This is a genomic window from Actinomycetes bacterium (assembly GCA_022396035.1).
Classification (GTDB): domain Bacteria; phylum Actinomycetota; class Humimicrobiia; order Humimicrobiales; family Humimicrobiaceae; genus Halolacustris.
Map to the genome: position 1 here is coordinate 1 of JAIOXO010000033.1, position 9,363 is coordinate 9,363.

The window sequence follows — 9,363 nt, forward strand, 5'->3', positions numbered from 1 at the left end:
GCATCTACTGGCGGGGATATCTTTTTCTTGTTAAGGGACCTGGAAAGTATTATCTGGCCCTCGGTAATATAACCGGTAAGGTCAGGTATGGGATGGGTTTTATCATCTTCAGGCATGGTCAGTATGGGTATTAAGGTTATAGAGCCGTTCTTGCTTTTTATCTTTCCTGCGCGCTCATAAATGGTGGAAAGATCGGTATAAAGGTATCCCGGATAACCACGCCTGCCCGGTATCTCCTTACGTGAAGCTGATACCTCTCTAAGGGCCTCACAGTAATTGGTCATATCGGTAAGTATTACCAGTACATGCATATCCTTTTCAAAAGCCAGGTATTCAGCACAGGTCAGGCCTACCTTGGGGGTAGCCAGCCTTTCAATGGCAGGGTCATCTGCCAGATTCAGTACCAGCACCGACCTGGACAGGGCCCCGGTCTTCTTGAAATCCTGTATAAAGAACTCTGATTCTTCAAAGGTTATTCCCATGGCTACAAATACTACTGCAAAAGACTCCTGTTTTCCCAGTACGGTTGCCTGCCTGGCAATCTGGGCTGCCATTTTGTTATGGGGAAGCCCGGAGCCTGAAAATATGGGCAGCTTCTGTCCCCTTACCAGGGTATTAAGCCCGTCAATGGCTGAAATACCGGTCTGTATAAATTCATCGGGATAATCCCTGGCGTAGGGATTAATGGGAGAGCCGTTTATGTCCAGCTTTTTCTCCGGTATAATTCGGTCGTTTTCAGTTTTGGGTTTGCCTAGTCCGGTGAATATCTTTCCCAGGATATCTGGGGAAAGATACATCTCAATACCTCTGCCCAGAAACCTGGTTCTGGTATTCTTGGAATCTATTCCTGTGGTTCCTTCAAAAACCTGAACCAGTGCTTTGTCGCGTTCTACTTCCAGTACCTGCCCGTTTCTGATAGTACCGTCAGCCAGCCTGGTTTGCGCCAGCTCTCCGTATTTAACTCCTTCTACTCCTTCTACCAGCATAAGCGGGCCGGAAACATTGGCAATCCCTTTATAATCTTTTTGCATATTTTACTCCCCTGTCAAAGATGAGATTTCACTGTCAATTTCTGTTATTACCTGATCGATTTTATCGGTTTCTTCTTCTTTTATATACCTCATTCTGGCAATCTTATCTAAAATTTTCATACTTTCAATATCATTTATATCTATTCCCCGCTGGATATAATCTTTGGCCTGATTATGGAAATAGTCTATGGTTTTAAGCATCTTGTACTGTTTATCTATAGAGGTCGAGGTATCAATATCATGGAAAGCATTCTGATGCAGAAAATCTTCCCTTAAGATTCTGGTTATAAGCAGGGTTAGCCTGTCTCCAGCGGACAGGGCATCTACGCCTACCAGCCTTACTACCTCTTCCAGCTCAGATTCTTCTTCCAGCAGCCTCATAGCTTCTGACTGGAGGTTTAAAAAGTCTTCTCCTACCTCTTGTTCTATATGTTCCTTTAAGTTGTCTACATAAAGAGAATAGGAGTTAAGCCAGGATATGGCAGGAAAATGCCTGGAATAGGCCAGTGATGCCTCCAGGGACCAGAACACCTTGACCACCCTCAAGGTAGCCTGTACTACCGGGTCAGAGAGGTCTCCTCCCGGAGGAGAAACTGCCCCGATAACTGAGAGTGTTCCCAGCCTGTCCTCATCATTGGACAGGCACCTTACTCTGCCTGCCCTTTCATAAAAAGAAGCAATCTTGGAGCCCAGGTAAGCAGGATATCCTTCTTCGCCGGGCATCTCTTCCAGCCTTCCCGATATCTCCCTTAAGGCTTCCGCCCACCTGGAGGTGGAGTCGGCCATGAGGGCTACCGAGTAACCCATATCCCTGAAGTATTCGGCTATGGTTATCCCGGTATATACCGATGCCTCTCTGGCTGCTACCGGCATATTGGAGGTATTGGCTATAAGTACGGTACGCTTCATCAGGGGTTCTCCGCTGGTGGGATCCTTCAGTTCGGGAAACTCCAGCAGAACATCGGTCATTTCATTGCCCCTCTCTCCGCAGCCTATGTATACAATTACATCAGCATGGGCCCATTTGGCCAGCTGGTGCTGTATTACTGTCTTACCGGAACCAAAAGGCCCGGGCACACAGGCTGTGCCTCCCTTGGCAATGGGGAAGAAGGTGTCTATTACCCTCTGGCCTGTATACAGTGGTTCTTCAGGAGCAAGCTTCTGGCAGAAAGGCCTGCCCTGTCTTACCGGCCATTTCTGCATCATGGTGACCTCTGTGGGCCCTTCTTTGGTTTCAATTACTGCTACCGTATCTTCTATGGTGTAGCTGCCTGCATTTATCTCTTTTACCTGGCCTTCAATTCCTACCGGTGCCATTATGTAATGTTTGATCAGGGGAGTTTCCTGTACATAACCCAAAAACTGCCCGTAACTTATCTTATCTCCCTCTTTGGCCAGGGGAGTAAATTCCCATTTCTTTTCCCGGTCTAGAGCCTTTACCTGCAGGCCCCTGCTTATAAAGTCTCCGGCCTTTTTATAGATAACATCCAGGGGCCTCTGGATACCGTCATAAATAGCTTGCATTACACCCGGTCCCAGCTCAACGGTCAGGGGCTCCCCGGTAAGGTATACCGGCTCTCCAACTCCGATTCCTCCTGTTTCTTCATATACCTGTATGGAGGCCAGGTCTCCTTTTAACTCGATGATCTCGCCCATGAGCCTTTTGTCAGATACATAAACCACATCATACATTTTGGAGCCGGACATGTTTTCCGCTACTACCAAAGGACCGGCCACTTTAACTATCCTGCCAATGTTTTTATTATCCATACACCTACTCCTATTTTTCAGGCATTACATCTATTCCTACCGCTTTGATGATAGCCTGTCTTAATCTTTGTATTGCATAATTATTTCTCTTGCCCAGCCCGGGTATAACCACAATGGAGGGCAAAAACTTATCCGAATATTCCTTTATGATCTCATCCAGCCTGGCGGCCATGGTCTCGGTTATAAAGATGACCCCATAGCCTTCCCTGGCCGCCTCTTTTATCTTGGGGGCTGCCTGGGTGTGGTCGGATACGGGAAATACATCCGCGCCGATGGCCTTGAATATAAGCATTATGTCATTTTCACCAATTGCTGCGATTTTGGTCTTCATCTAAAATCATTACCTCATGTCTTATCTGGTCTTTATCCATGTCAAAAAGGACACCGGAATAAATTAAATTAAGTGTCTTTACTTCTATCTTTTTCTTAAGGAAAAAATCAAATATCTTTTCCAGGTTGGATACGGTATATTTTACCGGGTCAAAAAACAGCCGGTAAAAAATATCTTCATTCTTTTCCGCTATAGAATAATCCTTATGTTCAAACAGCAGCTGGCCTCCCTTGGTAATCAGGGGGGCATAAAAGGTTTTTTCCAGCTGTTTGAACAAACCCTCAATACCTTCCTTTTTTGCCTGCTGGAAAAACTGTTTGCCAAGCAAACCTTCGTCTATAAGGATATGGTCTATTTCTGATTTATCACTGGTAAGCCAGTGGCGGTAAATATTTTTAATATTATACATATCAATGCTGTGCTCCAGGTAACGGTTAAGCATGAGGTTGTTCATCTGCCTTACCCTGGGAGCCAATTGCTGTAGATAATATTTTTCCAGAGCCAGTTCAGCTGCCCTGGGCTCTTCCTGCTGCAGCTGCCTTATCTTATCTATCATGGATTGCTCTAGTGTTCCTGCTTCGGTTCCTTTACCGGTCCTGGCTGCGGATATCAGCTGCTGGTAGGAACCGCCTATGTTTATAAACAGGTCCTCCATGCTGGTTCCGGTAGCCAGTGCTTTTAAGATGACCTTGTAGTTATGAATCTTCTCCCTTACCAGTAAAAGATCTATGGCAGCCATGTGCCTGGGCCTCAGGCGCAGAGACAGATAGGAAGCCATTTGTTCAAACTCCTGGGTTGCCACCCGGTCAAAAGCGATACCCTCTTCCAGCTGTTCAGCATACTTGGAATAATAGGTTTCCCGTAAAATCTTGGACAGCTCCACCACATTGGGGCTGGAAACAAGCCTTTTTAACTTGTTATCATCAATAAATTCTTTTTCCCTGGAAACAAGTTCGGCGCTGGCAAACAAATAATAGCTGTCATCTTTTAATTCAAAGTCTATGGCCTGCAATTAGCTCTCCTTGCTAAATAGAAAGTCCGCTATTTCCATTTTCAAATCCTCGGCTGCCGAATCAATAGTGCTCTGGGGGGATATGAGGTATTCGGCATTCCCGCTTATCAGCTTAAGCCCGTAATCAAAATCCGGTTCCTGTTCAGCCGGCTCCAGCTTGGCTGAAGGAGCCATATCTTTTAGGTCCTGTTTGCTTATGTTTTTTTCCTTGCTGCCTATAATATAGGAAGCCTGGCTTAAATTAAGGTGGTCCAGACTTTTTTTAATAAATCCCAGGTAGGTTTTTTTATCCGCTTCGGTCAGTTTCTGTTTGGCCCTGGAAATTATGCCGTCTACCAGCTCCAGCTTGGAAAGCAGCAGTTTCTGCTCCAGCCCGGATTTAGCCTTGAGCACTTCCAGGTCATAGGTCTGCTTGTATTTCTGTTCAGCTTCCTGCCCGGCCATCTCCAGGTGGCGCTGGTTGCTTTTTTCCGCCTCCGCTAGAACCTGGCTGGCCTTATCCTGGGCTTCTTTTAATATTTCCTGCTTTTTTTGTTCAGCATCCTCAAGTATCTTTTTGGATACATTGTTTATATCAGCCATTATGTTCCCCTATTAAAACTGGATTGAGTTTATTAAGAAGAAAGAAATCAGCAGTCCCAGTACCGCATAGGTTTCTACCATGGCTGCAAAGATAACCCCTTTCATGGCCTGGTCTACTCTTTTAGCTACCAGGTTAACTCCTGCTGCGCATACCTTACCCTGATGTATTCCTGACAGCAGGCCGGTAAAAGCAATAGGTAAGGCAGCAACAAAAAGCTGCCAGCCCTGGGAAACAGTAGAAACATCTGCAATATTGCCTATAATTAAAAATGCTGCCACGAAACCGTAAAATCCCTGGGTTCCGGGGAGCACTACTAGCAAAAACAGGCTTCCGAATTTAGAGGGATCTTCAGATAATACTCCTGTAGCTGCCTTGCCAGGATAACTTATGCCTACTGCCGATCCTATTCCTGCCAGGGTGGCGGCAATTGCTGCTCCTGCAAATGCCAGTACAGTGCCCATTGATAAGTCCATCATTTTGCCTCTCCTTATTTATCAACTATTGATATGTATTTATTGTTATTTTGTAAAATTTCTATTTGCCTTCCCCCGCCCCGGTAGAACTTGGGGAAAAACTCCACATATTGCAGCCTTAAAGTATGCACAAATCCACCCAATACATTTATTCCAATATTAAATGCATGGCCGAATATGAGGGCCACTATGGTTATGGCTATGCCCACCACTGGTATGGTGCCCAGCTGGAAAGCAATTTCGTTTATGGCTACGCCGATACCGGCGGTAACCAGGCCCAGGGCCATAAGCCTTATATAGGAGAGTGAATCCCCCAGATATGAGGTAAGGCCGTTAACTATGGTCAGGTTTAAAAATCCCATAAACAGCCTGAATCCCCAGCTTTTTTCATCCCGGGCTGAAAACAATATTATAATCAGGGCTGAAGGGATTATCAGCCATATCAGGTACCGTCCTATGGAAGAAGAAAACAGCGGCTGCTCTACCAGCTGCATGTCTACCGCCATCTGCATGGACAGCAGCAGTATCACCAGGGATACCACTATCAAAATCCAGGGGAGGGTATCAAAAAAGGCTGCGCCCCAGTCTTTTAATCTCAGGCTGTCAAAAAAGTTTATTAATAATCCGAACACTATCTGTATTACTCCTAATAACAGGGCCAGCCTGAAGAAATTCATGGCTCCGCTGGTAGAATTGACCGGATCTCCAAGCAGGGCCCAGTTAAGAGTAGTTTTGCCAAAGCCAAGATAAGAGGGCAGGTCGCCAAACCAGCCATTAAACAGTGTTCCTGCCAGAATGGTAAATAACCCCCCAAAAAATATAAGCATTAAAAACTTTCGAGCCTGTTTCATTTTAAAGGCAAATATCAGGGCCAGTGCTGCCAGAATTATTCCATATCCGGCATCAGTCAGGCATAGCCCGAAAAACAAGGCAAAGAATATGGCTACCAGGGGAGTGGGGTCAATCTCAAAATACCTGGGAACTCCATAAAGATTAATGATTACCTCAAAAGGCCTGAACAGGGCCTTGTTTTTAAGGGCTGTAGGTATTACCTCGCCTTCTGCCGGCTCAATTTCCATTACCCTGGTGGCACTGTATGGATACAATATATCATAAACCTTGCTCTGGTATTCCTTATCCACCCAGGCGGTGTAAAATGATACTGAATCGGTGGAAAATCCGAAGTTTATGGCATTTTCAATGTCCTGGTTGTTCTCCAGGTAATCCAGGTAAACTGTAAGGCGGGTTTCATATTCTTTCCTGAACTTTCTTATGGAAACTATAAGTTTTTGCTTACGCTCCTGGTGCATGGAAAGTGATTTGGAAAGTCTGTCTATATTTCTCTGTATGGTTCCCTGGTAACCGGAAAGCTCTGCTTCTTCAAAGCTTAAGTTGCTCAGATGGCTTTCTGCCTGTTTCTTGAAAGTATTATGGTAGGCTAGAATCAGGGTAGTTTCCTCTTTGCCGCATCCCAGATTCTGGGCGGATATATGGGATTTTTCCATGTCCTTTATCAGGGCATCCAGATCTCTTTCCCTGCATCTTATCCTTATCAGCCTTACCGTGTACTGCTCAAAGGCGCCAATACTCTCCAGGTCTCCAGAATAAGCGGACCACTGTTTCAGTGTATTTATCTGCTGGCCCATATTGGCAATTTCGGAATTTACAATGTTGAGCTCTTCTTCGGTGCTGTCAACATCCTGCATTACCTGTTCAAAGTTGACTTCGGACAGGATTTTTTCATATTCGATTCTGTTTAGAACCAGCTTGCCTGCTTTTTCTCCCGGTTTTTTCTTGCCCTTGTATCTATCCAGTATATCCAAGGTCTTTTTAACCTCGGATATGGGCTGGTCACTGATGCCGGTAAAGGTATCTGCCTGTTCCAGTTTTTCGGTATAGGGCTTCAGCTCCACCAGGGATGCATCCTGCAGCTGGTTTAAAACAGCTTCCTGTTCGGATTTATGCGAAACAATTAACAGCTTTTTAAGCCTTGCTACGCCCATTAACTAAAAACCCTTTTAATGATTAAGTCTATTGCTTTCTCTTGATTTTCTGAGGCAATTTTTTGGATCTGCGAAACCTGACCGTCAGAAGCTTTTTCCAGTTTCAAAATTTCGTTTCCGGCATCTTCTTTGGCTTTGGCTATCTGCTTTTGTATGAGGTCCTTGGACTGCTGCTCGGTCTGCTTCTGCATTTTTTTGCTGTCCTGATAAGCCTTTTCTACAATATCCGATGCCTTCTTTTTTGCTTCTGATATTATTTGGTCTGATTGCTCTTCAGATTCCTTGATTTGCCCTATGATATTATCTACTACTAACATTTTTTGGCTAATGCAATTTCTTTCAATTTAATAATATGGTAAATAATAACAATAAAATATCTTATGTTCAATAAAAAAATACAACTTGTGTTCCAGGTTTGATTTAGCTTATAAACTTTCTCTATAAAGGGTATAGTTTTTACGGTTATTGCAGGTTCTTTTATCAGTCATATCTATAATTATAACATCACTGTTAATGCTGTTTAAAAAGCAAGTAAAAGTGTAGGGCTATGGTAGATATAACTCTGCCTTTCGGTTAGGATATTTGATGTTCCAAATTGCCATTTTTTAAATTAGGGCAGCCCCAAATAATATGCGCAGTAATATTTAACTTTTTTTATCCAGAGACAACTTGCGGTTAAGGGTCCAGTACTTCCAGTAGGGGATTATTTCAATTTGATATTGGTTTTTGGAGAAAAGTTCATGGGTATCTTCAGAGATTACAAAACCTTGTTTAAGATCATATTTTTTTAAAAATTTTAGCATGGGGTTCAATGCTTTAAGTTTAATTTTATTTCTTATCTTTATTTCTACCGGCACCGGTTTATTATCAGATTCCAGTATCACATCTATCTCTTCCTTCTGCGGATTTCTGTAAAAGAACCTGGCCTTTAGGTAATTTATGAAATACTGTTCCATTAACCAACCGCGGTTTACATCGGGAGCAAGAGAGGTAGTAAATGCTGGATTGGATAAATATATCTTCTTTAACTTCTTTTCACTGGTCAAAAAATTTGGGGAAAAATTATATGCCTTTTGCACCAATAAACCGTATTCCAAGTAACTAATATAATTAGAAAGGGTACGCTGGTCAATCTTCAGATCGCTAGCCATGTGCCTATAATCAAGTAAAAACCCTGGATGATTGGCTATAATTTTTAACAGGGTAAACAGCAAAGAAGGCCTGTCCAGCCTGTAGATTACTGGAAGATCTGTAAATACCACTCTTTCCAGAAGAGTTTCTTTAAAATATTTGTCCAGTTTATCCTGGTCTAAATTAAAAGTTTCTATAAACCCCCCGGTTTTAAGATAATAACTGAATTGCCTCTTTATCTGTACGGCAAATATATCTTCCCGGTCTTTATCAATTTCTACATCCATAAATTTAAGGTATTGGTCAAAATCCAAAACCTCTATTTTAAAATCAAAGAACCTACCAGCCAGGCTTTCTCTGGTTTTCTTCATCAGGTTAATGGATGCAGATTCGGACAAAAATATTTTCATCCGGGGATACATATCGTACAGGATTTTAATTTTTGAACCCCAGTTATTAAGTTTTTGGATTTCATCCAGAAAGATATAAGTCTTAATTTCATTTAAGTTATTTTTTAGGATATCGGCTTCATATTTTTTTAGGATTTCTTCAATGGATGAGCTCTGCTCATCAAAGGAAAAGTATAATATCCTGTAGGGGTCTACGTCTTGCCCTAAAAGTTTATCTATAAGCAGAAACAGGAGAGTGGTTTTGCCTACCCTTCTCAATCCTGACAGCAGGATTATCTGCCTGGTATCTATATAATCATAAATCTGATCAAATACTTCCCGGGGCTTCCCTTTTAGGGCAGCATCAACCTCTTTCTGTTGCCACCAGGGATTAAAAGTATATAAATTGAACATCAGTTACATTCCAATGTCATTGTTTTTTAATTTCAATAACATTATAATGTCATTGTTTTTTAATTTCAATTAATATTTAATTAGTTCTTGCTGAATAATTCAGCTTTTTTAAAGCCTTTGGCCGGGTTAATATGCCTTGGGTCTTATTAATAAATTTTTCTAAATCCTACCTATCCTTTCTATCTTTTTACCCAAACTTACATATCAGTTCGGGATTTCCATATCT

General features: G+C 42.7%; 9 protein-coding genes. All 9 read right to left on the minus strand.

What is annotated here, in order from left to right; genetic code table 11:
* A partial coding sequence (locus K9H14_07975) for a V-type ATP synthase subunit B (protein ID MCG9480123.1) occupies window positions 1-1,031 on the minus strand: 1,031 nt, incomplete at its 3' end.
* 3 nt (window positions 1,032-1,034) lie between these two features.
* Window positions 1,035-2,801: a V-type ATP synthase subunit A gene (locus tag K9H14_07980; protein MCG9480124.1), complete on the minus strand. Its 1,767-nt coding sequence runs from the start codon at window positions 2,799-2,801 to the stop codon at window positions 1,035-1,037.
* A 10-nt stretch (window positions 2,802-2,811) separates the two neighbouring features.
* Window positions 2,812-3,132 (minus strand): V-type ATP synthase subunit F, encoded by a 321-nt coding sequence (locus K9H14_07985; GenBank protein ID MCG9480125.1) that lies wholly within the window; start codon window positions 3,130-3,132, stop codon window positions 2,812-2,814.
* The gene (locus tag K9H14_07990; GenBank protein MCG9480126.1) at window positions 3,104-4,144 is read right to left on the minus strand and encodes a V-type ATPase subunit; all 1,041 of its coding nucleotides are present in this window, start codon (window positions 4,142-4,144) and stop codon (window positions 3,104-3,106) included. The genes K9H14_07985 and K9H14_07990 overlap by 29 nt, the downstream gene beginning before the upstream one ends.
* Complete coding sequence (locus K9H14_07995) at window positions 4,145-4,726, minus strand: hypothetical protein (GenBank protein ID MCG9480127.1); 582 nt, start codon at window positions 4,724-4,726, stop codon at window positions 4,145-4,147.
* A 12-nt stretch (window positions 4,727-4,738) separates the two neighbouring features.
* A complete protein-coding gene (locus K9H14_08000; protein ID MCG9480128.1) occupies window positions 4,739-5,203 on the minus strand; it encodes a V-type ATP synthase subunit K in 465 nt (154 codons plus the stop codon).
* Window positions 5,204-5,214: 11 nt separating this feature from the next.
* Window positions 5,215-7,203, minus strand: coding sequence for a V-type ATP synthase subunit I (locus K9H14_08005; GenBank protein MCG9480129.1), 1,989 nt, complete (start codon window positions 7,201-7,203; stop codon window positions 5,215-5,217).
* Complete coding sequence (locus K9H14_08010; GenBank protein MCG9480130.1) at window positions 7,203-7,520, minus strand: hypothetical protein; 318 nt, start codon at window positions 7,518-7,520, stop codon at window positions 7,203-7,205. The genes K9H14_08005 and K9H14_08010 overlap by 1 nt, the downstream gene beginning before the upstream one ends.
* Window positions 7,521-7,847: 327 nt before the next feature.
* Complete coding sequence (locus K9H14_08015) at window positions 7,848-9,137, minus strand: ATP-binding protein (GenBank protein ID MCG9480131.1); 1,290 nt, start codon at window positions 9,135-9,137, stop codon at window positions 7,848-7,850.
* Between the last annotated feature and the right edge of the window lie 226 nt (window positions 9,138-9,363).

What these genes read in the sequence shown, in the direction of transcription:
- K9H14_08000 (MCG9480128.1), bottom strand. Translation starts at nt 5,203, where the DNA reads ATGATGGACTTATCAATGGGCACTGTACTGGCATTTGCAGGAGCAGCA.
- K9H14_08005 (MCG9480129.1), bottom strand. Translation starts at nt 7,203, where the DNA reads ATGGGCGTAGCAAGGCTTAAAAAGCTGTTAATTGTTTCGCATAAATCC.
- K9H14_08010 (MCG9480130.1), bottom strand. Translation starts at nt 7,520, where the DNA reads ATGTTAGTAGTAGATAATATCATAGGGCAAATCAAGGAATCTGAAGAG.
- K9H14_07985 (MCG9480125.1), bottom strand. Translation starts at nt 3,132, where the DNA reads ATGAAGACCAAAATCGCAGCAATTGGTGAAAATGACATAATGCTTATA.
- K9H14_07995 (MCG9480127.1), bottom strand. Translation starts at nt 4,726, where the DNA reads ATGGCTGATATAAACAATGTATCCAAAAAGATACTTGAGGATGCTGAA.
- K9H14_08015 (MCG9480131.1), bottom strand. Translation starts at nt 9,137, where the DNA reads ATGTTCAATTTATATACTTTTAATCCCTGGTGGCAACAGAAAGAGGTT.
- K9H14_07980 (MCG9480124.1), bottom strand. Translation starts at nt 2,801, where the DNA reads ATGGATAATAAAAACATTGGCAGGATAGTTAAAGTGGCCGGTCCTTTG.